Raw genomic sequence first — 1,943 nt, forward strand, 5'->3', positions numbered from 1 at the left:
CCTAGACACTTTATTAGCACCTCTCCAGAGCAACCATCAGGCAACTATTGCCGATGTAATTAAATTAGTTATTCAGGAGGACAATCATCCACCTTTATATTTTATTCTCGCCTATCTCTGGAATAAATTATTCTTTGATCGCGGAGAATATGTATCTTTAGAAGGAATGCGATCGCTGGCAGTATTTTGGGGAGTTATTTCGATTCCTGTAATTTATTTTATCAGCAAATTGGTCTTTAAATCTGGCTCTATCGCTTTTCTGTCGGCGATTTTAATGGCGGTTTCTCCCTACGCGGTTTTTATCTCCCAAGAAGCGCGTCATTATACTTTAGCGGTTGTATTTGTCCTCATATCTTTAGGCTGTTTTCTGAGGGCAAGCAGCAAAATTATCGACCATAAGAGAATATCCCATACTTTGGTTTTTTTCTGGTTAATTGTCAACTGTATCGGGTTATTAGTTCACTATTTTTTTAGTTTAACTATCCTCGCGGAAGCGATAACTTTATTATGGATTTTATCCAATCAAATCAAACAAAAAAACTTTTGGATAACTAATTGGTGGCGTTTAAGTTTAGTTTTTTTAGGTAACTTGAGCTTTATTATTATTTGGTTTATCACGTTTGTACCCAAAGATTATGGCAATCAGATGACCAGTTGGATTCAGAGAGACAATGATAGTTTTTCAGCAGTAATTAGCCCCTTTTTTCAATTGCTGGGAACATTAATTACTATGCTTTCTCTGCTCCCCGTCGAATCAGAATCTTTAATAATTATCTTGATTTCTGGGGCAATAATGATCGGTTTTTTTCTCTGGATTATCCCACAATTAAAAACAGCGTGGCTAGACTCCTATAAACCAGAATTAGGCATTCTCTCGGCATTTTTTCTCAGTTCAATTGCTATTTTCTTGGTCATCACCTATCTGCTCTCGATCGATATTACCCGGGGAGCTAGATATAGTTTTGTTTACTTTCCCTCGGTAATTTTAATTCTAGCAATTTTATTAGACAATTGTTGGCAAAGGAAGCAGAAAAAAATCGTAATTATTGTCCTTATCATGGCTTTAGTTAGTTCCCTAAGCGTGACTTTTAATTTAGGCTATCGTAAGTATTATCGGCCAGATAAATTAGTTACCACTATCGAAAATAATAGCCGTTATCCGTTAGTAATTGCCACTAGCTATAGGAGTTTAGTGCAGGTGGGAGAAATGATGGGAATTGCTTGGGAATTTAACCAAAAATTTCCCGATAAAAACCCTAAGTTTCTCTTAGTTAACCCAAAACAAAAGCCAAATTTTAATCTGCCCTCTTCTCCCCCTTTTGAATTATGGCTAATTAATTTCCATTCTTCAATAGATCGAGCGGACTGTCAACTCTCAGAGTTATCCTCCAATTATGTAACGGGTTATGAATATCAAAAGTTTCTCTGTGGGCGATCGATGGAGTATAATAATAAAGTTAAGTAGGGCTATTAACTATGATTATTTGGGTAAATGAACAGATTGACCCCTGCGGTTTAGTACAAGCTTGTATTGCCTGTCAAGATGAACAAGCAGCAAAAGATTGTCATCAAAGTTGGTTAACCAGTCTTACGGACGAACAAAAACAAGCAGGGTGGATAGCAGTTTTAAGAACCGTAGAGTCTTGGGATGATGTACCGGTAAATGCTCTGAAGTTAAGTTATTAACTAACGTCAGTTCGGGATAAGGGTGCAAAGAAAAGGCGGGGGCTAGTAAGCTGAAAAATATATAAACTCAGCACCCCCAACCCATCTATGTCTAGTCTAGAAGCTCTTTTCTGTCCTGTCGACGACGGATGCCGTGTATTTGAACCTAAATTAGAACAGACAAGGCTTTGGCCCGATAATAAAGCTCGTAAACATGGCAAAATCTTGACTTGAAGCGAAATGATGACCATCCTGGTCGCTTTCCATCAAAACCACTA

General features: G+C 37.6%; 2 protein-coding genes and 1 pseudogene. All 3 read left to right on the forward strand.

The window, feature by feature from the left end; genetic code table 11:
* Positions 1 to 1,465, forward strand: a 1,465-nt coding sequence (locus PX484_RS02125; protein WP_288102736.1) for a glycosyltransferase family 39 protein, incomplete at its 5' end; no start/stop codon positions are given.
* An 11-nt stretch (positions 1,466 to 1,476) separates the two neighbouring features.
* Positions 1,477 to 1,686, forward strand: a complete 210-nt coding sequence (locus tag PX484_RS02130; protein ID WP_002801820.1) for a hypothetical protein — start codon at positions 1,477 to 1,479, stop codon at positions 1,684 to 1,686.
* An 87-nt stretch (positions 1,687 to 1,773) separates the two neighbouring features.
* Positions 1,774 to 1,896 (forward strand): annotated as a pseudogene (locus PX484_RS25940) (IS982 family transposase); the annotation flags it as partial.
* Between the last annotated feature and the right edge of the window lie 47 nt (positions 1,897 to 1,943).

Source organism: Microcystis sp. M49636_WE2, assembly GCF_030065375.1.
GTDB lineage: Bacteria > Cyanobacteriota > Cyanobacteriia > Cyanobacteriales > Microcystaceae > Microcystis > Microcystis aeruginosa_C.

Excerpts from the sequence above, each read along its gene's own strand:
- PX484_RS02130 (WP_002801820.1), top strand. The coding sequence starts at position 1,477 with ATGATTATTTGGGTAAATGAACAGATTGACCCCTGCGGTTTAGTACAA.